The sequence below is a fragment of the Gloeothece verrucosa PCC 7822 genome, assembly GCF_000147335.1.
Taxonomy (GTDB): Bacteria; Cyanobacteriota; Cyanobacteriia; order Cyanobacteriales; family Microcystaceae; genus Gloeothece; species Gloeothece verrucosa.
The window spans coordinates 5840396-5863095 of the sequence record NC_014501.1 but is presented as its reverse complement, the minus strand read 5'-3'; the positions used below and the strand labels follow the sequence as shown (position 1 = coordinate 5863095).

The window sequence follows — 22700 nt, the reverse complement described above, 5'->3', positions numbered from 1 at the left end:
TTAGTGTTCTTTGCTCCCCGCTTGATAAGCCGCGCCGAGGTACAATTCTCCGACTTTAGGGTCATTTAATAAATCTAACCCTCTGCCTTCAAAGCGATCACATCCATTTTCCAAAACATAGCCTCGATCAGCCATTTCTAGAGCTTTTTTGGCGTTTTGTTCCACTAAAACAATAGCAGTACCCATTTGGTTGATGGCTTTAATCTGTTCAAAGACACTACTGACTAAAATCGGAGATAAAGCGGCTGAAGGTTCATCTAATAATATTAGGTTAGGATCTAACATCAAAGCTCGTCCCATCGCTAACATTTGGCGTTCTCCACCGGAAAGAGTGCCGGCCCGTTGATGCTGGCGTTCTTTTAAGCGGGGAAACATGGTATAGATTTTTTCTTTTAAGGATTTTAGGGAATTCTTAAGAATAAATGCTCCCATTTCTAAATTTTCTTCCACCGAGAGAGAGGGGAAAACATTATTTATTTGAGGAACATAACACATCCCTCGCTGCACGATTTGATCGGAACGTAATCCTGCGATATTTTCCCCTTTAAAAATAATTTGTCCTCGGTTGGGGGTTAAGAGTCCAAAAATGGTTTTTGCTAGGGTTGATTTGCCGGCACCATTAGGTCCAATAACCGCTACTAATTCCCCGGGTGCAATTTTAAAATTTATACCTTGGAGAATGTTTAAATCTTGAACATAGCCGGCATAAACTTCTTTAACTTCTAGTAAATTGTCATTAGTCATTAGTCGTTAGTCGTTAGTCATTAGTCAGTAGTCATTAGTCGTTAGTCAGTAGTCAGTAGTCATTAGTCAGAGCGTTTTTGCCCTTTTTGCCGGCCTGTGTGGGTTTATTGAGGATTTTTTTGGTATTCTGGGCGTTCTTCGGGAATAATTGCTCCTTCTACAGGACAGACGCTTAGACAAATGCCGCAATCAATACAGGTGGCAAAGTCTATCCAAAACCAATCAGTCCCTTTGATGTTTTTGCCTGGGCCTGGATGAATACAAGCAACCGGACAAGCTTTTACACAGTCGGCAACGCCTTCACAGGTTTCTGTGACAATGGTGTGTGGCAAGGTTTTTCTCTCCTTAAATTTGGCTAGATTAGAATCGGCTATCTAATAGCGTAGCAAGATTGAGTCTTCTTGCTTGACACTCCTATCGAAAATTTGTAGGATATGACCGAATAAATTCTGTCGGGCCGACGCGCAAGACGATAGTCCGAGCATCGTCGGGTTTCAGCCCCTCCCTCGCGGTGCGAAGGATCAAAAAACGGAGGCTCTCACCCTCCCGTATTATTTGGGTAGGGCTTATTGCTTTTCTTGTGTTATGACTACCTTTAAGCAAAACAAACCCTGTTAATCAATTTAACAGGGTTTAAATAAACGGAGATGGAAACTTAAAACACTAACTCCCCCTCAAAAGGGTTTTCTCACCTTTGAGCAATTTTGTTTTTTTCCCATCCCCTATTCTGCAACTCCTTGACGGCTAGAGAAGCAGAGGGTTAGGGTAGTCGGTAGTTCCCTAATAGAGCTTGAAAGGGGAGATAGGTAACTGATATTTAGCATTATGGCGGTCTTTATGTATATTAGCACAATTTTATCTATAAAAACCGCCGAAAAATTTGTTTATGGAGAGTTGGCTTTGCGTTGTAAATAGTAACGACGGGCACAATCAACAGGCACAGTATTGATTAAGGAGCCGTAGCTATTGAGGTAGACATAAGTCCATTTTGAATCGCCCGGGGACTTGTAGCGTAAGTAATAATAGGGACCATCTGCGTCGTGAAAACGTTCTTCAAGAACAAAATTCGCTTCAAAATTCTCTGCGGGAATATTGGGATCAAGAATTCCCTCACGGGATTTAGCGATAAGCCATTTTCTCAATTTGTCATCTTGCCGTTTTTGCTTAATAATTTCGAGAACTTTGGTGATATCTTCGTCGAATGACTGTTGCAATTGTTGAGCCGTAGAGAGATCTAATTGAGAAAATAAAGCTTTGATTATCTTAAGTTTCTTTTTATAAGATAGTGTATCTACCAGGGATAATAAATTTTTTGAGGTAATTTTATCAGGACTTTCTAAAAGTTTTATTACATCTGCCTGGATATACATATTTATTAATTCTTTAATAAATTTGGGGGGAAATAAGCGTTTTGAGTAGATACCTAATAAATTCTCTCCAACATTTAAAGAGGCTTCAGACTCGATTAGAGACGTATATTCTTGAAAAAAATCTGTATAAATAATTACTTTTATCTCGGGACGAACATTGATCAATTGAGCCAAAAATTTTGTACCATCTTGCTTGGCCAGAGGCATCTTTAAATCAAGAATACCGTATTTTATTTCATATTCTGTATCTTTTTCAAGTATGTTCAGGGCTTCTTCTACCGACATCGCAATAATTAAAGCATTGCGTCCTTCACTGATTTCTTTTTGCCAAGGGCGGAGTATTTTTTTAATACATTGGTGTTCATCTTCACAAATTAAGATTTTAGTTTTTAGCATATTGGTTACTGTTTAGCTGTATTAAATCCACAAGGTAAGCTGCTCAATAATTCTGACAAGCGGCTTGGCGCAAATAGGCGAAAATCGGTTAAAGTCAACTGTCAGAGCCGGCAAAAGACAATAGACGTATGCTTTAGAGGATTTGACTTTTGAAAGTACAGTAAGCTTTATTGATGTCGAGCTACTGAGTGGCATATCAATAAAACGCTTTAAGTATTTATGTTTACACAGTGACTACCTTATATAAGTATATCAAAATTTATTCTCAAGAGACATTTTTGTTTAATGAAGACCCCGCCTTTTAAGGACGGGGTTTAACAATCATGACCTGCATGGGGGGCGGTAGTTTTGTTAGTAGGTTTCCAGCTAATAGAATTAACGTTTAGCTAACTTCTTGGTGGCCATTTTCCGCAGACGAATAGACTGAGGGGTAACTTCCACTAACTCATCAGGCCCAATATATTCTAATGCCCGTTCTAAACTCATTTCTACAGGCGTTTGCAGTTGCACTAATTCATCCCCAGTAGCGGAACGATGGTTAGTTAACTGTTTTGTCTTACAAACATTAAGGTCTAAGTCTTGAGGGCGGTTATGTTCACCGACGATCATGCCTTTATAGACTTTAGTTCCAGGCGTGATAAAAAATACACCTCGGTCTTCAGCATTCTTGAGGGCGTAGAAAGTGGCAACCCCTTCCTCAAAAGCGATCATAACGCCGTTATAGCGGGTTTCAACATCGCCGATGATGGGACGGTATTCTAGGAAACTGTGGTTCATGATGCCTTCACCACGACTCAGACGAATAAATTCTCCTCGGAAACCGATTAAGCCTCGGGCAGGGATGATAAACTCTAACTGAGTGCGTCCATTGCCGCCGGCTTGCATATCTTGCATTTCTCCTTTACGCTGTCCTAAGCGTTCAATACAAGACCCTACGGCATCATCGGGAACATCTAAGACTAAATATTCAAAGGGTTCACAGGGTTGTCCGTTGACTTCTCGATAAATAACTTGGGGTTGGGAGACCTGAAACTCATAGCCTTCCCGTCTCATGGTTTCGATGAGAATACCCAGATGCAATTCACCCCGTCCAGACACCAGGAATTTTTCGGCGGAGTCGCTTTCTTCTACCCGTAAGGCGACGTTGGTTTCTAATTCTCGCATTAAGCGATCACGTAATTGGCGAGAAGTCACAAAAGTTCCTTCTTGTCCGGCAAAGGGAGAGTCATTGACGGAGAAGGTCATCTGTAAAGTCGGTTCATCAACGCGAATGAGGGGTAGTGCTTGAGGATCATCGGGAGAGGTGATGGTTTCACCAATGTTAGCATCGGCAAATCCGGCTACGGCGACAATATTCCCGGCACTCGCTTCGGCTAATTCTACCCGTTGTAGTCCTTCAAAGCCGAGTAATTTGCTGATTTTTCCTTTGACTATTTGCCCATTTTCTTTCATGAGGGCGGCTTGTTGTCCACCTTTAATTACGCCGTTGTGAATGCGTCCAATGACGATCCGTCCTAGATATTCAGAATAGTCTAGGGTGGTGACTTGCAGTTGTAGGGGTTTATCAATATCCCCGGCCGGTGGGGGAACATGATGTAAAATTGCCTCAAAAAGCGGCTGCATATCGACCGGTTCATCATCAATACTGGCCTTAGCAAATCCGGCTAATCCAGAAGCGTAGAGGGTGGTAAAATCACACTGATCGTCATCTGCTCCCAGTTCGACGAAGAGATCGAAGACTTTATCTACAGCTTTATCGGGTTCGACGTTAGGACGGTCTATTTTATTGACGACAACGAGGGGGCGCAGTCCTTTTTCGAGGGCTTTTTTGAGGACGAAACGGGTTTGAGGCATGGGACCTTCGTTAGCATCCACAATCAGTATACATCCATCTACCATCCCTAACACCCGTTCGACTTCGCCGCCAAAGTCAGCGTGTCCGGGGGTATCTACAATATTGATTAATGTATCTTTGTAGCGAACGGCGGTATTTTTTGAGAGAATGGTAATCCCCCGTTCCCGTTCTAAGGCGTTGGAGTCCATCACGCAGTCAGGAACCTCTTCCCCTTCACGGAAGATACCGGACTGCTTGAGAAGGGCATCAACCAGGGTAGTTTTGCCGTGATCGACGTGGGCTATGATGGCTACGTTGCGAATGGGAAGAGACATAGGAATTTATAACGAGTAAAATTTTTTTGAGTTACTATAGATTTCTTTACAATTTTAGCTTACCCGGCCTCAAGGTGATAAGGGAAATAGCGGGTCGGGTGTAGTGTCTGCTGGTTTGTGTCTCGCTGCGGCTTTACTCAAGCCAAAATCTTTCTAAAGATAGAAGATTCCGGTTTCGCTCAGACTTCTACTGTGCATTTGACTCAGTTAAAGTTGATTTTTAAAGTCTGGTTCCCTTTAACCGAAAACCCTGAGCATTTTTACTTATCTTGTGACCGATGATTGCTACTGTCTCCATATCTAAAGCGCCGCCTTAAACCCTCCTGTTTCAAGCTGTATAACAACTGAAAATTTGTATTACAAAACCGCTCCTATTCAAATCATTCATCCTGAAGCTATGAAAAAAACTTGACTTATCGTTACAGAACGGATACATCAAGAAGCTTATATTTTAGAACCCAATCTAGAAGAATTTTTTCAACCCGCAGGATATAATTACCTAGACATAAATAAACCACTCTATGTTAAGAAATATAAAACTGCTGAAATCGTTTGCTGTTCCCTGTTGCCTTATCAGACAGTTAACTTTAATCAATGTCCACCTGTTTAACTTAACTTATGACCCCTTACCTCTATCTTGAGATAGAGTTTATTAAGCTATGTCTCAAGACCTACTGTATTACGAAGATTTACAATGTAATCTAAAACAAGTCTTAGACAGAATTCAAGAGACTTTTGCTAGACTAATCAATGATGCAAGCAGTTTATTGAATCAATGATGGCAACGATACAATAGCTCATCAATAATCTTTAAACAGAAACGAGAATTAATCCAAGTATTGCTTCAAATTGTTAAAGTCAAACCTTCCTGGCAAGACATAACTATCCATCACCGTTATCTAGATAAAAATAAGGCAAAAAACCATCTAGACTGAACTATTGTTCGATTTTCTGCCGCTTCTTGTTCAGATTCGTCTCAAGCTTTATCTCATATCTATCCAATTCCTCACCGGGTTAGATGGCTCTAGAACATTCATTAATATTTAGAGGTTTTTTCCCTGAATTACCTCAATAAAAAGTATTTTTTTTTCTAAATATTGATGAGAATGCTTTTAAATATAGCGAAATCAAAAAATGTAATACAATGAAATATAAACAGTTTTTTTTAAGCAAAATTCTCCCAAATAAATATTTTTAATCGCCACCAATGTTCAAAAAAGTTTATCAATCTAGTTCGACAAATATTAATTTTATATCAATGGAAGTTGTAAATCCATTGACGATGGAAGTTAATTCTAATTTTGATGACAGTGTAATCCCTCTCTCAGGGATTCTAATGCACGAGTTTCTGCGGACTAAGAGAATAGGGATTTTAGAGAGACAAGCATCAAAGGATATACTTTTAAGGTATGATATTAATCAGATTGCTAATGATCTTGGTCAATGATGGAGACTAAACTAATGTTAAATAAAATACATCGTATAATTCACTTACGAGTTAAATTAGATCTCATTAAAGTTATTGACAAATTCTAGACCAATTAAACAGTTGTCAGCCTTTAAAAACTCGTCAACGGATCACTCTATAGATAGATATAAAAAGCGTGTTGGAAGCTACAAATAGCTTGATTAGGTTGTAAACCAAACTCTTGTAGAAAAAGTTTTATGACTATTGCCGAGAAAGTATCAAAACCCAAATCTGTTCCTTTTAAAAAGCAACCTTTACGGATAATTGCTATTGGGGATAGTTTGATTTATGGTTATGGAGATCCCGTCGGAGGGGGATGGGTAGAAAGACTACGTCGTCAATGGATGAGTCCAGATAGTTCAGGCCATGCCCTGTATAATTTAGGCATACGAGGAGATAGAGTCTGTCAAGTTTTAGAACGTTTAGAACCGGAATATCGTTATCGAGGAGAATTTCGCAATCAGTTTCCGGATTTGATTCTTCTTTCTGTGGGGGTTAATGATACTCCTCAAGTCGGTCATGAAAAAGGACGTAATTTAACTGAGTTTGCCACTTTCCAAGGTCAATTACACACTCTGCTGCAACAAGCTAAAAATCTCTGTCCTGCCCTGTTTATCGGTATGGTACCAGTAGATGAGCAGAAAATGCCCTTTATAGATTGTTTGTACTATACGCATCGAGAGCAATATCGTTACAAAGAGGCGACAAAGCAAGCTTGTCAAAAATATCACATCCCCTATCTCGATATTTTTGATTTATGGATGGCGCGGGGAGAGACTTGGAGAACAAAACTCCTCGGGCGTGATGGACTTCATCCCAATGAGTTAGGATATCAAGCTCTCCTAGAAGATATTCTTAACTGGACACCCGTGTTGCAACTTCCATAACCGGAAAGGGAAAACAGTAAGGGAAAAAAGTCCAACGGTAAACTTCACGGGAGGCAGGCAAACGCCAATTTAATCGAATAGACAAGAAAGGAAACAAAGGAAATACTTGCCAGTCTACCTCCCAAGTGGGGGATGACACAGGCTCCTCTTTCGGTTGTTTCAACATGGACCACGCAGAGGAATCAAAAGATTCTGCAATTAATTGTTGTCCCTCATCGGTTACCTGAGCGCGTTGGCGGCTGGCCGTTTCCACCAAACACATACTATTGCCGACAAAATTATCATTAGAGGCAACAATCACCAGATTTTTACCGGTCAAATCTGATTCAAAACAGGCAAAATCTAGGTCTTTCCAAGATTGGAGGACGGTTTTCCCGTCTGCGTCGAGATAATCCGCAGAAATTTTAGTAGGGTTGAGGAGTTTATGATGATTTCGGTCTAGCTGTCCTTTAACTGTGCCTACTAGACGGCTACCATCATTAAATTCATAAGACCAATGATAGGTCTTACAGCAAGAAGAGTTCGGTTTTTCTGAGCCAAAACTCACGGTATGATCAGAGGGTGACAGGGTTAATGGGGAAGAATGATTTTTCACGCCAAGCTTCTACGGGGAATATAGCATAGTCAATCTTATTTAAACTATACCTCGTAATTGAGTTAAATTGGCCTGATCACAACATTAGCTTAAAAATTGTTAATCTAATCTTTTTTATGGGAGAAAAAGGGATTTGAAAAGGTTAATAGCTCATTCACCAGCGATCCCTAACCTAATAGTCATGAGACAATCAGTAAAATCCAATGAAATGAAAATAAAGATTTAAGAATTAAATGACTAAAATTTGAGCTTAATAATTAAGAAAATTTTACTGTTAATCTGATGCCAACTATGCAATCTCCCAATTCTCCTATTGAGACAGATCTGCTATTGGTCAGTGGCGGTCATAAGCTGTCACCTATTTAAATTGTTCTTGGCGACAGGGTGTAGGGGGTAGGGTGTGGGGAAAGAGTTAGAGGTTTATTTCTTAACTTGAGCATATTTAGCTTAGTCATGTCATCGCCTTAAAATTATGGAGACTCAAGCCGGTATTAGGAGTTCTCATGTACTGATTAGCGACACAGTCTATAGTTACTATTCAGGATGGATTAAATCAAGTTTTTGGGAACATCAAGCGGCTTGATATCGACAAAAAAAATGGATAGGTTATGTTACAGTAAAAGTTGACGAAATTTTCGTCCTCCTTACTTTGAGTAAGGCGAAGGAAAAAGGGAAAAAGGAATAGGACTTATCCAGCTTAAGAGGCAATAATATTATTGTTAGTTGTAAGTCCATATTCCTATTTATTAAATTTCAACTAACTGCTAGATTCAAACGCCACTCCTTCAAAAACAAAACCTTGAGTCTGAACATAAGCTTGTTCTGCTGCATTAGCGGTGTAGAAATGCTCACCAGTGGTTGCTTTATAGAAACGCTGGACATCCGTCCCTTGATTAGCATCTGCTCCATGAGCATAAAAGGCAATGCCGTCAAATTGATAATCAGGAATATTATTAACTACGTAATCTCGTTCTGCTGGATTCGCTGTGTAGAAATGATCGCCGGTTCCAGAATTGAAAAAACCATAGACGGGTAATAAATCTGGTTGAGGATTTTGGCTAACAAAAAAAGCGATCCCTTCTTCTTGGTATTGAGGAAGGGTTTGTCAAAGGAATTTTTTATATTTACTTTATAAATGTCCTCTTAACCCAGCAGTATTGGCTCACCCCTATTGTTGAGAATCTGATTTAATTTCAGTAATTGCTCAACTTTTTTCTCATCTTGTCACCCAAGGACGCAGAATTACTTTAAAATATCAGCTAATTCTTTTACGGGTTCGGATTTTGATTTAAACCAATGAATATCATGAAGCAAAACATAAATACAGGGAGTAATAAATAATAGCAAAATTGAGGCTAACCCCATACCAAAAAACACGACAATTCCCAAAGGTTGTAAAAATTCTGAACCTTCTCCCAGACCTAACGCGAGAGGAAACATTCCTATAATCGTTGTAATTGTAATCATCATCATGGCGCGCAGACGTTGAGAAGCCGCTTTAAGAATGGCCGTTTTACGACTAATTCCTTCTTGTTCCCAAATTTGGTTAGCTAACTCCACCATAATAATTGAATTATTAACCACAATACCCACTAGCAAAACGACTCCGACAATAACTGTAGCTCCGATAGCTGTTTGAGTGACGTATAAGCCAAAAATCCCCCCCGCTAAAGCTAAAGGTAAGGTAAACATAATAATAAGGGGATCGAGCAAAGAATTATATTGCACAGCCATTACCACAAACACTAAAAAGGCGGCTAAACTGCCCAGAATCAATAGAGAAGATTGCAATTGACGGTTACTTTCCTCTGCTGCACTGGGTAATAATGACACGCCTTCAGGGAACTCAATTTCTGACAAAACCGATTTAATTTCTGCGATCGCATCCCCTAGACTAGCCCCTTCTGTTAAACTTCCATTCATCAAATAAACTGGACGTTGGTTAATGCGTTGTATTTCTCCGGGGGCTTCATCTTCGCTGATTTGAGCCACATCACCCAGACGAATTTGTCGATTATCATCCACAAACAGAGGTAACTGTTGCAGTTGGGAGGGTTGTTGAATAACACGCTTGTCTAAATTTACCCGCACATCCACTAAGCGATTTTCTCTTTGTAATTGAGTCGGGATTGTTCCTTCTAAGGCGGTTTGTATCGTGTTGCCGATATCTTGGGCTGTTAAACCCACTTCGGCGACTCTTTCCCAGTCTGGACGAATTTGGATTTCGGGTTGACGGGGATCTGTGTCAGGGCGAAAGCGGGCGAGGGTAACTTTTTCTTCTAAAGTTTTTAAAACTTGTCTGCCGGTTTTAGCGAGAATATCGGGTTGATTTCCTTGTAAAATTAGGTCAATATCTGCATTACGAACGGGAGAATTATTAACAATTAAACCTCTTAATTGTCCTGGTGCAATGCGTAAACGAATATCAACTAAATTCAGTTTTTCTAATTCTTTAGTAACTCGCTCGACAAATTTTTCTACATCTGTATTGGGTTTGAGGGTGATGGTGCTATTCCCTCTTAACGGGTTAGCGATGGTGTTACTTCCAAAAAGAAAACCGCCCGAAGTAGTAAAAACATATTTTGTCTCAGGTTGTTTGAGGAGAATTTCATCAGTAATTTTCATCACTTTGCGGTTGGTTTCTAGAGGCGTACCCGGAGGAAATTGAGCGAATAAAGAGGCTTGACCGGTGTTGATTCTGGGTAAAATTTCTTGAGGAATTTTCACGACCATCCACCAACTTACACCCCCTAAAATTAAAAATGTCAGGATAATTACAATCAATTTATATTGCAATACTTTAGCTAAAAAATTGCCATAGCTTCTCGTTGCTGCGTCAAAACGTTGATTAAAAATTACTAAAAGCGGAAACTTGCCGATTCTACTGCTAAAAGGGATTGCCAAAAGGCGAGAAGTCAGCATCGGAACAACGGTTAAAGCAATGACAATCGATGCTGCTACAGCAAAACTAATGGTGAGAATTAATTCATTAAACAGTAGGGAAGTAAAACCCCCAATTAAGAGGAAGGGTAAAACCGAGACTAAATTTGTGGTGGTAGAAGCAATTAAGGCTGATTCTACCGATTGACTACTCTTAATCGCTTGGGCAATGAGTTGACGCGGTGTTAGTCGGGTTTTACTGTCTTTACCTGGAGTCATTCCGGCCCCTTCAGCAATGGTTTCTAACATCACTACAGAGTTATCCACCACAATTCCAACCCCTAAAGCTAATCCCCCTAAACTAAAAACATTAAGAGATAGTCCAAACAATTTCATCAAAATAATCGCGCTTAGGGTAGCTAAAGGAATCGATAAGACAATAATTAGGGTTTGACGGATTGAACCTAAAAAAAGTAAAACCGCCATTGCAGCGAGTAAGGCTCCAGATATCCCAGAAGAAGTTACATTATTAATAGAAGTACGAATAAAAACCGAATCATCGAGGGTTGGGAGCAAATTCATATCTTCTGGAATTAACCCAGATTGTCGTAGTTCTTCAATCCGTTTTTTAACTCCGTCAACAACTTCAATGGTGTTCGCATCGGCCTGTTTTTGGATGCTAACTTTAACGGCATTTTCTCGATTGAGAGTAACAAAAATGCGTTGTTCTTCTGTTCCGTCTATGACTTCGGCAACATCCCGCAGGTAAACCCGTTTACTCGGTGCTGATTCATCTCTATTATTGACTTCAAGGGTTAAATCTCGTATTTCTTCAGCATTGCGGAAACGGCCCACTGTTCGGGTTAAGGGTTCACTCTGATTCCCTAATATTCTGCCGCCAGAAATGTCTTGATTTCGTTCTCTGAGGGCATCTAAAACATCGGTTAATCCTACGCCTAAAGCTTGTAAACGGTTGAGGTCTATATTAATTCTAACTTCTTCTTCGGCTGCCCCAGAAACATCTACCGCCGCGACTCCGGGGACGACGCTTAATTCTCTGGATAATTCTTCATCGGCAAATACCCGTAAGTCTACTCCTTGTAAAGAAGAAGAGGTTAAGGCCATTTCATAAATGGGTTGTTGGGAAGGATCGATTTTAAATAAGCGGGGAGTTTCGATCGTGTCTGGTAGTTGGCTTCTGGCCCGGTTAAAGGTGGCTGTAGCTTCATTGAGGGCTTGATCGATATCTCCGCCGGGTTGAAAATACAAATCAAGGCTAACTTGTCCTTCTCGCGTTTGGGAATAGACTTGAACCACTCCTTCTGTAGCGGATAAGGCTTCTTCTAGCGGTTTAGTAATCTCATCTACAGCTACTTCTGGAGAAACGCCCGGCGCGTTAAGTCTGACTCCAATGCGGGGATAGGTAATGGCGGGAAGTAAGTCAACTTGTAAGTTGGTGATGAAGAAGATACCCACCACGATCACGGCTACAGTTAGCATTAAGGTGCCGATATGCTGTCGGATGGATAGACTACTGAGACTAAATGAGTTAGAGGGTTCGGGGTTGGGCATAATTAATCTTGTTTACATGGCTTATAATTTTATTTTAATTGTTAAAAGTTGTAACTTATGCTTCAAGATATCGAGATTGAGAATTTTAGATGTTTTGAGAAAACCCGTATTTCTGGATTTACTAGAGTTAATTTAATCGGGGGAAAGAATAACTCGGGTAAAACGGCTTTATTAGAAGCTTTGCTTTTAGAACATTCTACCTAACCTAGAAGTATGGAGCAAGTCAAAGAACTTAGGAGAGAATCTTTAGAAGCTATTAAGGCTATGCCCGAAAGAGCTTGGGATAGCTTTTTTTTCAATCAAGATAAAAACAATACTATTAAATTTTTCAGTAAAAGTTATGACAATATAGAAAAAAATATTGAAATTTTGGCTGTTAATTCTATTACTCCAGAAATTATTGAAGAATCTGAACAGGCAAAATCTCTAATTAATTTAATTTCAAAAAAACAATCACGAATATCGATTTTACAAATTCAAGTAATATTGAACCCAAAAGAAGGATTTAACTATTTAATTGTAGCTGGCACTGAAGGGACTTTAGCTCTAGATATACCAGACGAAGATGATTCAAGCTTTTAAAGATGTAGGTCTTGCTGAATATTCAGATATAGCCGCTTATTTTGAAATGACTAGAGCCGCTAAAACTAATCAAATCATAGCCATTAAGCGAGATTTAGAAACTTTAGAATATGCTTTAGAACAAGAGCGACCAATTAGAGGTTAATTATTTTTATGAAAAAAAATATTTTAATCGTTGAAAGTAAAAACGATAAATTTTTTTTAGAAGCTTTAATTCAACATTTAAATTATGATGAGATAGAAGCAAGAGCAATTCTTCCAGATGATTATATTATAAAACCCCTAAAAATTTGTATAGATGATTATAAAGACTTAAAAGCCTCAGATAAAACCCAACTTCAAAAAGTCTTAAATGCCTTAGCCTTAACAGAAGTAAAAAATGATATTGATCAACATCAAAAAGAAAAAATAACTTTAGGACAAGCCAGCCAATTAGCTCAAATGAATCAATTACAATTTCAACATTTACTGGCCAGTCGAGAAATACCAATTAATTATGCTATTGAAGACTTAGAAACAGACCTTAAAACAGCTAGTCAGTAACAGCATAATTTCTATTTCCTATTTTACTCAACCGGCGTTGCCTCAACCCCTGGTAAAATCTTCTTAACTCGAAATCCGGGAATGGTAAATTCTTGACGAATTTTTTCGGGGGGTAAGGGTTCAGTGGTAGCATATTGCTTGGCTCCCACCAAAAACACGCCTAAAACACTGAGCGGAATTTGAAAAAATAAATTACTCAATAAAAAAGCAACTGCCGCTATCAGCAGTCCCAAAAGCCGCCATTGAGGGAGAAAAGAAGCGGTGATCGCGGCTAACGGGGCCCAATGATAAATTTGCCAGAGTACCCATCCCATCAAGATAGCACCGAGTAAAGCGAGAGGGCGTTGTTGCCGCTTTCTAAACAAACTTAAAATTCGCTGTTGATCTGAGCTAAGATTATCAGGTTTTAGAGCCACTATCAGAAGGCTAAAAATATCAAACGGACGAGTCCACTGCATCCACAAAATCGGCAAAATGCCTACTGTTGAGACAATCAATAATTCTAGCCAAAAAGGAGCTAAAGGGGTACCGATGGCGAATCCTATCCATACTATTTCTAGGAAGATTGGGACAACGGCTAACCCAGATAAATGAATCCACAAAAACGGTTCTGATGATAAAGAGCGCATGGCTTTTTCCGATCAATAATAGGGTTGTTGGTTAGAAGCCTGGACTTATAACCAACAACTGAGATACTCTCATTATTTCGCAGAAAGGGTACGGCGTTTCATCGTCATTTCATAGACTTCGATTTGGTCGCCTTCTTGCCAATCATTAAACTTATTGACCCCAATGCCGCATTCATAACCCGCATTGACTTCCCGGGCATCTTCTTTCACCCGTTTGAGTGAATCTAGGACTCCCTCATAGATGACTTCTCCTTTACGACGGACCCGCAGCAGACGGTTACGGATGAGCTTACCAGACTGGACATAACAGCCAGCTACAGCACCTCGTCCTACTTGGAAGACGGCCCGTACTTCAGCGAAGCCTAAGTGTGATTCTACTTCTTCGGGATCTAATAGACCTTCCATCGCTCCTTGAATATCATCTAAGAGTTTGTAGATGATGTTGTATTCGCGGATATCGATGCCTTCTTGATCGGCGGCTTGTCTGGCACCACTAGCCAGGGTGGTATTGAAGCCGACAATTACTGCGCCACTGGCGGCGGCTAAGTCCACGTCGGTTTCGGTTACTTCACCGGCTGCGGCTAATAAGACCCGAATTTGTACTTCATTTTGAGGCAATTGTTTGAGAGAGCCTAAAATGGCTTCTACTGAGCCTTGAACGTCGGCTTTTAGGATCAAATTCAGTTCTTTTAGTTTTCCTTCTTGCGCTTGAGCCGACAGGGTACTGAGACTGATGCGTCGAGAGGACATGGCCTGTTGTAGGCGAGATTGACGTAGTTCATCAGTACGCTGTTGCGAAATAGCTCGGGCTTCTTTTTCGTTTTCAAAGACCTCAAACTCATCGCCGGCTGCTGGGACTTCATTGAGTCCTAAAATCTCTACTGCAAAGGATGGGCTTGCTTCTTCTACTTTATTGCCTCGGTCATCTATCATGGCCCGAATCTTACCGAGGACAGAACCTGCGACGATGATATCCCCGACTCGTAAGGTTCCGTTTTGTACCAGTAGGGTTGCTACCGGTCCTCGAGTCCGGTCTAAGTTGGCTTCGATGACGGTTCCTCTGGCGAGACGATCGGGGTTAGCTGAGAGTTCAGCGATTTCTGCCACAATCAGGATCATTTCTAGCAAGCTATCTAAATTCTCGCCTTTGAGGGCACTCACGGGCACCATAATTGTGTCACCGCCCCATTCTTCAGGCACTAAGCTGAGTTCAGATAGTTCTTGTTTAATGCGATCTGGATTAGCGTCTGCTTTGTCGACTTTGTTGATAGCGACCACAATGGGAACTCCGGCGGCTCTCGCGTGGCTTATGGCTTCCTTGGTTTGGGGTTGCACTCCGTCATCGGCGGCTACCACTAACACGGCGATATCGGTGACTCTAGCGCCTCTTGCTCGCATTGCGGTAAAGGCTTCGTGGCCTGGAGTGTCTAAGAAGACGATTTGTTGTTCCTGGCCTTCGTGTTCTACATTAACGTGGTAAGCCCCGATGTGCTGAGTAATGCCTCCGGCTTCTCCTTGGGCTACTTTAGTTTTGCGAATTGAATCGAGTAAGGTAGTTTTTCCGTGATCAACGTGACCCATAATAGTCACTACTGGGGGACGACGATGCAGATTTTCTAAATCATTTTCGTCGATCATTTCTGTGGTTTTGGTGGCGGCGGCTTTTTCTTCGGGAGATTCGAGGGTGACTCCCAATTCTTCAGCGATGGCCGTAATGGTATCCATTTCTAGGGTTTGGGTAATATTAACCGCAATACCTTTGAAGAATAGGATTTTAATAATTTCCGTTTCGGGAACACTGAGTCGTTCTGAGAGTTCTCTTACGGTCATCATCTTATCGAGGACGAGAGTTTCAGCCCGTTGGGGTTGTTCTTTGCGCTCCCGACGTTCTGAGCGGTCTGATTTCGTCGTTCGCCCTGGCTCCGCTTTTGTCGGTGCTTTAACATTTTTCGAGGCACCATTGGGGCTGGCGGGGGCTTTAGTCATTGACTTCGGTTTGGGCGGACGGGCCGTTGATATGCTTACTGCTGTGGGAACTTCGTTAGTTTCTTCTAGTTCCGAATCAAAATCATCCTCATCATCCAACAGCGCTTGACGGCGTTTGCTCTTACCGGTTTTTGCCAATTTTCCGGCTTTATTTTTGCCTTCTTCCGTTTCATCCTCTTCTTCGTCCCAATCTTGGCGTTTTCCGACACGGGGAGGAGTAGGACGTTTTAATTTGGGTTTGGGTTTGAGGGCTTCTAAGGGATCTTCTTCTAAAAGATCTTCTGGGGTGTCTTCTACATCTTCAGGCTCAATGCTCAAATTGGCCACTTCCGCTTTCGGCCTAGCCGGCGGCTTTGGCGGCGTTGGTCTTTTGAGTTCGATCGAGAGTTTGGGTTCTTGTATTTCTCTGGGTTCTCTGGGTTCTCTGCGTTCTCTGGGTTCTCTGGTTTCTCTGGGTTCTCTTTGCTCCCTTGCTTCCCCTCTTTCTCTGGGTTCTCTAGATTCTCTGGTTTCTCTAGGTTCTCTGGGTTCTCTAGATTCTCTTGCTTCCCTTGGTTCTTTTTTAACCTTGGGTTGTGGTGTTGGTGCTAAACTCTTCTTATCTTTATCGGGCTTTTTACCGTCTCTATTACTTTTTGGTTTAATTTCTGGGGCAATTTTCACCTTTTCCTTGTTTTCTTTAGGTTCTTTATTGTCCCTATTGTCTTTAGCCACAACCGGTTGAGCGGTCGGCTCATCTGATTTGGCCTCTTTTACTGGAGTCGGTACGGTTGCTGGTTTTTCGGAAGGTCTTACGGGAGGTCTAAGTAGTTTTGGCACGTCTAATTCAGATAACTCAGATGATGATAGGGCAGATTCTTGTTCGGGTTGATTTTCTTGTTGGTTGTATTTTAATTGATTTTGTTCTAATTGAGTCGGTTCGACTGTAGTTTTTTCGGGTTGATTTTGCTCAACAGGAGACAAGATCGAGGGCGCTTTAGGTGAGGTTTGTTCGGGGAAAACCTCTTGCGTGTCTTCTATAGTAGACACGGGTTTAGCTAAACCTGGGGTTGATGCTGATGGAGGTTGAGGTTTCATGGGGGGGCGGGGAGGCTCAACTAAGGATGGCTGACTGGATGCGCTTAGAGCATCACCTTGAGAAAAGAGACGATTTTGTTTATGATGAATTGCCAAAATTTCCTGCTTACGTTCTCCGGCAGAGTGGTGTCCTCTGTCGGAGAGATTCGCGTTGTGATGTTTTCCCGCCATTTGGTGGATATATTTATCTGCTGTTGCTTTGATTCGTTCTGCCTGTGATTCTGTAATTGTACTACTGTGACTTTTAACGGCGATGTTAAGTTGATCACAAATTTCCAAGATGTCTTTATTGTCTAAATTCAATTCTTTTGATAATTCGTAAATTCTAACTTTTGAGTTGCTCATCCACTATCCCCCTGAGTTGCATACCGGCTATGGTGATCCCGTCATTAAAGAGCGTAAAGTTGATTAGTTCGATAGGTTTAACTCCTTTTAAAATAATAAAGACAGTAACTCAATGACAAAAAAGCTCCTTAACCTATCCTAACGATTCTTTGCTCAACAGGGCATCTAACTTTTGACAAATCGCAACCGACTATTATTCTGATGGGGGTTGCTGTAGTATTGAGTGGGTCATTCGCTCTGATAAAAGCTGATAAATCGATTCTGGAACAGGTGTTTTTAAGGCTCGAGAGAGCCGGTTTTTGTGGCGAGCTTCTTTTAAGCAACTCGCCTTTGGGCAAAGATAGGCGGAGCGTCCCATGCCCTGATCTAATTGTACCTGTCGTGATGGATAGACTCGGACAATTCTCAAAAAATTATCTTTAGTGGCGATTTGACGACAACTGACACATCGTCGAGTGTTAGGTTTCATTTGATGATCGGGCTTCTGGGTTTGGGTTGGGATCAAGCCCCCGATTGCTCGGGGGTGAGTGACTCTTTTTAATTAATGATTTTTTGCCTTTGGTGCGCTTAATTTTCGTTGATCTGTTAGGTCACTTCCACTTCTTCTTGTACTAGGTCTTGTGGCTGTTGTTTTTCTTTTTCGGCTTTATATAAAGCGCGGTCTTTAATATCGATTTTCCAGCCTGTCAAACGAGCCGCTAGGCGCACATTTTGGCCTTCTTTGCCGATGGCTAAACTGAGTTGGTCTTCGGCTACCAAGATTAAGGCTTGACGTTCATCTGGATTAGTGAGGATAACTTCATCGACTCTAGCCGGACTCAGAGCATTAGCGATATAAGTGGCCGGATCCGGCGACCAACGAATGACATCTATTTTTTCGCCGCGCAGTTCATTGACCACTGCTTGAATGCGGGAGCCTCTGGCTCCAATACAAGCTCCTACAGGGTCAACATCGCGTTCTAAGGTATCTACAGCTATTTTAGTTCTTGAACCCACATAACGGGAAGGGGGGTTAGCTTCCCTAGAAACGGCTACGATCCGAACCACTTCTTCTTCTATTTCGGGCACTTCATTGGCAAACAGATAAACGACTAAACCCGCCGCCGCGCGAGAAACGATTAATTGTGGCCCTCGATGAGAGCCTTCTCGAACTTTTTTCAGTAATACTTTAAAGGTGGCATTGGCTCGATAATTATCGTTGGGTAATTGCTCGCGTTTAGGTAATTCGGCTTCTACTTCGGGTTGACCAAAGGTGCTTTGAACGGCCATAATTACAGCTTGTCTTTCAAATCTTAAGACTCGGGCGTTTAAAACGGTGCCTTCTACGTCTTGAAATTCTTCTTGTATTAATTTACGCTGTTGGTCTCGCAGTTTTTGCAGCAACACTTGTTTGGTTTGAATGGCTGCCATCCGCCCAAATTCTTTTTGATCTGGGGTAACATCTAAGACCACTTCATCGCCTAATTGGGCTTCTGAGACTACGGCTTGTACTTCTTCTAATGAGATATGATGATCTGAATTAGTAACGGACTCAACGATTTTTTTGGTTGAGAGAATGCGAAAACCTTCTTCTTCGGTGTCGAGTTCCACATCAAAGTTTTCAAAATAATCATCATGAAACTGATTTTTTTCCATGCTTTGAGCGCGTCGGTAGCGTTCGTATCCTTTGAGTAGGGCTTCTCGTAGGGCTTCATTGACCGCCGATTTGGGTAGGTTGTGCCGTTGGCTGATTTCTTCAATCATGTTTTTCAAACCTGGCAAATTGACGATGCTCATAGGCTTTTCTCCTTTTTTTTTAACTTTGAGCTTCTAACTGGACTTTAGTAATTAGTTGACGGGGTATGGCGATTACTCGTCCTTTTTTATTTAAATAAACCGCTTGTTCATCTCGTCCTTGTAGTTTTCCTCGCCATTCTTTTTGATTTTCAAAAGGCGTGTCGGTTTTGACGATTATGTCAAACCCTTTAAAAACGATAAATTCCCGATCGCTGTTTAATTGTCGAGAGATTCCGGGACTGGATATTTCTAACACATAGGAGCCTGGGATTAGTTCTGTTGCATCTAAATTGGCTTCTAATGACCGACTCATCTGTTCACAGTCATTTAAGCTGGTATCACTGCTTTTATTGCGAATGTCTACTCGCAGAACGGGTGGTCGTTTATTGGTTTGGAAGACCACTTCTACGATTTCTAATCCGAGTTGTTCGGCGATCGGTGTCGCTAAATCAATGATTTGAGGGATTACAGGATGAGTCATGGCAGTAAATGCAACAAAAAAAGCGGGTTAGACCCACTTCCCTAGTGTTTTTATTTTTGGGCAGGCGGTTAAGCCCCACCTTCAAAATGTGTCCTATATATTAGCATAGCAAATTTTAGCTGACTTTCTGCTATGCTAACGCTACGGGGCAGACTCGATTTGAGGTAGCGTGGCTTGAGCTTTTTGACGCAGTTGTCGTGTTTGTTCGAGGATTACTTCTACATCTTCAGTGGACAATCGCTGTACATAATTCATTTTTATTTCTTCTAATAATTCGGTTATTAAAAATTCAAGTTGCTCTGTGCTTTTTTCGGCTTTAAGTTCTCTTCCCAGGGTTTGAGTGAATTTTTTGAGCAGGCTGCTTAAAAGTTCGTTGAATTTTTTATCTTCTTGGCTTAGGTTATTTATTACCTCAAAAAGACTTTGATAAATTCGAGCCGCTAATTGTTGACTCAGTTGATTTTGTAATCCTTCTACTCCGGGCAAACGTTGCAGATTTTTATAGGCGGGCGAGAGACTCAAGGCTTTATCTATATTATATTTTAGAAAGGCTTCGGCTTCGGGCTGGATTTGAGGTAAAGTTTTATCGACAGTAACTTGTATAAAGATTTTAATTATTTCTTCTATTTCATTAATTTCATTAAAATTTATATAAGAGTGATTCTTGGGTTGGCTTAAAAATTTTTGTAGGTCACCTTGTTTGACTGAAGTTTGAAGCTGATGAATAATTTCTACGACAACGTATTCAGTAACGTCCCCGGCAATCCCTGCTACAAATCCCTGACTCGCTTGTCTTTTAATACTTCTAAGATCGATGAATTTAGCCGCGTCTAATCGAATAAGCACAGGCAGAATTCTTAAAAATTTATAGAAGGGAATGAACAGAAAAATGTCATACCAGCGCCATAACATAGCATCTCGCCAATTGACTCCAGTATAACGGCGGCTAATTAACCATGTTCGCATTAAAAATTCGCAAAAAAACAGCAGGGAAAAGGGAAAATCAATTAAGCCAAAGTTGTCTACTGGTTGTCCATTTTCCCCCACAGGACGGTAGTAATTTGTTTCAATTAATGGGACTATTTCATTATCAAAAAAATTTATTTTTTGCTCATAATTTTGCTTGAGATAATCTCGACTCCAAAAAATTAGGAATGCTTGTTTGGCTGAGGCATTGTTATTATTGGGAAAAATAAATCTACGCATTTTATTCTTAATTCTTTCTAAAGTTCCGGTTTTATTGGAAATTTGGAAAGGATTTGTTTGGATCATATCTATGCTTTGTTCCTGTAATTTTGACAAGATTTGAGTGATGGTTTCATTAGCATTATTTAAGCCCTCTAAAGATATATATTTTTTTAATTGTCGGACATTTTTTAAATAGTCTTCTGTACTCCGATAGGGTTCAATACCCTTAAAATCATCATAACGAGTAATGAAGTCAGAAAAGCTAACCGGCAAAACTCGCACGGGTTCTTGTGGCCATTCAAGCTCATGTTGACCGAATTTAAAAAAAAGCTGAACTCTTCCTTGTAGCCAAAAATCTCGTAAAGGTATATAAGTTAAGTTAAAAATAACTAAAATATAATTAACGACAGCAATCAAGGCCATGATTCTTTCAAACCAAAGGCTAATCCCCCTTTTTTGACGGGATGGTCTATACAATCTTCGGCTAATAGTCATGATTAAAATTGTTAAAAAAGTTTGATAATCTTGTATAGTAGCAGGAGATAGCCGCCGATTTAGATAGAGGCAGAAAATTTTTGGCAAATTCGTAAGGATTAATTAATATTTGGGGGTGACTAAGGCTCAATTAATTCCTCGTCAAATTGTTATAATCAATAGTCCGATGGAAGAAACCAATGCTATGTTGACTTTTGGGAAACCGTTTTATCCTCTTGCCTTTTGGACTCTCCAATCTAATCCAGAACAAGCTCATCAGCAACTGATCAAAATTTTAAATCGTATTGATCGCTCCCGTCATTCATGGGCAGCAGATTGGTTGTTATCTCAACTGGAAAACTCTTTTTGTCAAAGCGATCCCCGTCTGGTGCAAAATTTATGGGGATTAACCTTTAATAACCCCCTCGGTTTAGCGGCAGGATTTGATAAGGATGGGTTAGCCGCCGGAACTTGGGCGAGTTTTGGCTTTGGTTTAGCTGAGTTAGGTGCTGTTACCCATCATCCTCAACCGGGAAACCCTCGCCCGAGGCTATTTCGTTTACCTCAAGATCGGGCGGGTTTAAACCGCATGGGGGCAAACAATCAAGGGGCAAAGGTTATGGCGAAAACTTTACAAGAAACTTGGGCTAGACATCCCCGTACTATTCCCATCGGTATTAACCTCTGTAAATCTAAAATTACGCCGCTAGATGCGGCAGCTTTGGATTATGTGGAAAGTTTTCGCTATTTAAAAGATTGGGCCGATTATTTTGTGGTTAATGTGAGTTCTCCCAATACGCCCGGTTTGCGGGACCTTCAAGCCACCGAACAACTTGAGCCAATTATAGCGGCTTTACAAGCTGAAAATGGGGGCACTAAGCCCATACTGGTGAAAATTTCGCCGGACCTTAACTGGAGTGATCTAGCCGATTTGGTTCAGTTAGCTAAAACCTATCAGTTAGCGGGAATTATCGCCACTAATACCACTATTTCTCGTGAAGGCTTAAAAACCCAAATTCTCAAGGCTACGGGCAAAGATATCCGTGAAGAAGCGGGAGGCATTAGCGGGATGCCTTTACAAAAACGTTCTACAGAAATTATTCGTTTTATTTGGCAGCAGACAGGGGGACAATTGCCCATCATTGGTGTTGGCGGGATTTTTACGCCTTTGGATGCTTGGGAAAAAATCGCTGCCGGTGCCAGTCTTCTACAAGTTTATACAGGCTGGATTTATGAGGGGCCTTGGATGGTGCCCAACATTTTACAGGGATTAGTGGCCAAGTTAGAAGAACATGGCTTATCAAGCTTATCTGAGGCCGTAGGATGTGAAAATAAACAGGGAGTAGGGACTAGAGAATAGGGGAAAGCTAATGACTAAGGACTAATGACTAAGGACTAATGACTAAGGACTAATGACTAATGACTAATACTTATTGTCTTTTCCTTAAAGATTAGTTCATATAATGTTACAAAACTTTATCAATCCGAGTATGGTATTGTAATTTACGCACCGCAAAGGATAAATAATAAGGAGCAAA

Annotated in this window: 18 protein-coding genes and 1 pseudogene; 6 read left to right on the top strand and 13 right to left on the bottom strand. The window is 40.9% G+C overall.

Annotated features, from left to right (window positions below):
• The 4 genes from CYAN7822_RS26335 to typA all read right to left on the bottom strand — a co-directional run bounded on the left by CYAN7822_RS26335 (position 1) and on the right by typA (position 4679).
• Positions 1-744, bottom strand: coding sequence for an ABC transporter ATP-binding protein (locus CYAN7822_RS26335; protein ID WP_013325308.1), 744 nt, complete (start codon positions 742-744; stop codon positions 1-3).
• A 104-nt stretch (positions 745-848) separates the two neighbouring features.
• Positions 849-1076, bottom strand: coding sequence for a ferredoxin family protein (locus CYAN7822_RS26330; protein ID WP_013325307.1), 228 nt, complete (start codon positions 1074-1076; stop codon positions 849-851).
• Positions 1077-1628: 552 nt separating this feature from the next.
• The gene (locus CYAN7822_RS26325) at positions 1629-2510 is read right to left on the bottom strand and encodes a response regulator (protein ID WP_013325306.1); all 882 of its coding nucleotides are present in this window, start codon (positions 2508-2510) and stop codon (positions 1629-1631) included.
• A 375-nt stretch (positions 2511-2885) separates the two neighbouring features.
• Positions 2886-4679 carry a translational GTPase TypA gene (typA, locus tag CYAN7822_RS26320; protein WP_013325305.1) on the bottom strand — a complete coding sequence of 598 codons (1794 nt, stop codon included), beginning with the start codon at positions 4677-4679 and terminating at the stop codon, positions 2886-2888.
• Between the two features lie 1665 nt (positions 4680-6344).
• Between typA and CYAN7822_RS26310 the strand changes: the two genes are divergently transcribed.
• Positions 6345-7034, top strand: coding sequence for a GDSL-type esterase/lipase family protein (locus CYAN7822_RS26310; protein WP_013325302.1), 690 nt, complete (start codon positions 6345-6347; stop codon positions 7032-7034).
• Here the strand turns inward: CYAN7822_RS26310 and CYAN7822_RS26305 are convergent.
• The 3 genes and pseudogenes from CYAN7822_RS26305 to CYAN7822_RS26300 form a co-directional block, all read right to left on the bottom strand.
• A complete protein-coding gene (locus tag CYAN7822_RS26305) occupies positions 7003-7629 on the bottom strand; it encodes a hypothetical protein (RefSeq protein ID WP_013325301.1) in 627 nt (208 codons plus the stop codon). The genes CYAN7822_RS26310 and CYAN7822_RS26305 overlap by 32 nt on opposite strands.
• Before the next feature lie 757 nt (positions 7630-8386).
• Positions 8387-8710, bottom strand: a pseudogene (locus CYAN7822_RS40555) (hypothetical protein); the annotation flags it as partial.
• Positions 8711-8871: 161 nt separating this feature from the next.
• Positions 8872-12081, bottom strand: coding sequence for an efflux RND transporter permease subunit (locus tag CYAN7822_RS26300; protein WP_013325300.1), 3210 nt, complete (start codon positions 12079-12081; stop codon positions 8872-8874).
• A 57-nt stretch (positions 12082-12138) separates the two neighbouring features.
• Between CYAN7822_RS26300 and CYAN7822_RS36075 the strand changes: the two genes are divergently transcribed.
• The 4 genes from CYAN7822_RS36075 to CYAN7822_RS39650 are packed head-to-tail and all read left to right on the top strand — an operon-like array spanning position 12139 to position 13206.
• Entirely contained in the window at positions 12139-12285 is a 147-nt protein-coding gene (locus CYAN7822_RS36075; RefSeq protein WP_083786910.1) for an AAA family ATPase, read from the top strand.
• 9 nt (positions 12286-12294) lie between these two features.
• The gene (locus CYAN7822_RS26295; RefSeq protein ID WP_041933396.1) at positions 12295-12663 is read left to right on the top strand and encodes a hypothetical protein; all 369 of its coding nucleotides are present in this window, start codon (positions 12295-12297) and stop codon (positions 12661-12663) included.
• Complete coding sequence (locus CYAN7822_RS37965; RefSeq protein ID WP_157871853.1) at positions 12647-12808, top strand: hypothetical protein; 162 nt, start codon at positions 12647-12649, stop codon at positions 12806-12808. The genes CYAN7822_RS26295 and CYAN7822_RS37965 overlap by 17 nt, the downstream gene beginning before the upstream one ends.
• 8 nt (positions 12809-12816) lie before the next feature.
• A complete protein-coding gene (locus CYAN7822_RS39650) occupies positions 12817-13206 on the top strand; it encodes a UPF0175 family protein (protein ID WP_013325299.1) in 390 nt (129 codons plus the stop codon).
• A gap of 23 nt (positions 13207-13229) precedes the next feature.
• Here the strand turns inward: CYAN7822_RS39650 and CYAN7822_RS26285 are convergent, their stop codons facing one another.
• The 6 genes from CYAN7822_RS26285 to CYAN7822_RS26260 form a co-directional block, all read right to left on the bottom strand.
• Entirely contained in the window at positions 13230-13835 is a 606-nt protein-coding gene (locus CYAN7822_RS26285; RefSeq protein WP_013325298.1) for a low-complexity tail membrane protein, read from the bottom strand.
• Between the two features lie 72 nt (positions 13836-13907).
• Positions 13908-17243, bottom strand: coding sequence for a translation initiation factor IF-2 (gene infB, locus CYAN7822_RS26280; RefSeq protein ID WP_013325297.1), 3336 nt, complete (start codon positions 17241-17243; stop codon positions 13908-13910).
• A gap of 193 nt (positions 17244-17436) precedes the next feature.
• A complete protein-coding gene (locus CYAN7822_RS26275) occupies positions 17437-17712 on the bottom strand; it encodes a YlxR family protein (RefSeq protein ID WP_013325296.1) in 276 nt (91 codons plus the stop codon).
• Between the two features lie 116 nt (positions 17713-17828).
• On the bottom strand, positions 17829-19019 hold the full coding sequence (gene nusA / locus CYAN7822_RS26270; RefSeq protein WP_013325295.1) for a transcription termination factor NusA: 1191 nt from the start codon (positions 19017-19019) through the stop codon (positions 17829-17831).
• Between the two features lie 19 nt (positions 19020-19038).
• The gene (gene rimP, locus CYAN7822_RS26265) at positions 19039-19500 is read right to left on the bottom strand and encodes a ribosome maturation factor RimP (RefSeq protein WP_013325294.1); all 462 of its coding nucleotides are present in this window, start codon (positions 19498-19500) and stop codon (positions 19039-19041) included.
• Between the two features lie 141 nt (positions 19501-19641).
• A complete protein-coding gene (locus tag CYAN7822_RS26260; RefSeq protein ID WP_013325293.1) occupies positions 19642-21183 on the bottom strand; it encodes a hypothetical protein in 1542 nt (513 codons plus the stop codon).
• A gap of 184 nt (positions 21184-21367) precedes the next feature.
• On the opposite strand from CYAN7822_RS26260, the gene CYAN7822_RS26255 reads away from it, so the two are divergent.
• Complete coding sequence (locus CYAN7822_RS26255) at positions 21368-22522, top strand: quinone-dependent dihydroorotate dehydrogenase (protein ID WP_041934033.1); 1155 nt, start codon at positions 21368-21370, stop codon at positions 22520-22522.
• Positions 22523-22700: the final 178 nt, after the last annotated feature.